Consider the following 238-nt stretch of genomic DNA (forward strand, 5'->3'; position numbering starts at 1 on the left):
TGTGGCGGCGGTACCTGAAGCCCGGGCGTCCAACCCGACGGCGGTCGCGGCGGTTCCGGTGGCATTGGCGCGAGGACCCAGTGCCGTCGCCTGTTGCCCTGAGGCCAGGGCGCCGGCACCCAACGCAGTGGTTTGGAAGCCCGTGGCATTGGCGCTGCGCCCGAGGGCCGTGGCGCTTTCACCGTCGGCGATGGAGGCTTCTCCGAGGGCTGTGGCGGCGATACCTGAAGCCCGGGCG

Annotated in this window: 1 pseudogene; it reads right to left on the reverse strand. The window is 72.3% G+C overall.

From position 1 onward, the window contains the following. A pseudogene (locus ACLD7X_RS19620) lies at positions 1-238 on the reverse strand (hypothetical protein); the annotation flags it as partial.

Source organism: Aphanothece microscopica RSMan92, from assembly GCF_046613545.2.
Lineage (GTDB): Bacteria > Cyanobacteriota > Cyanobacteriia > PCC-6307 > Cyanobiaceae > NIES-981.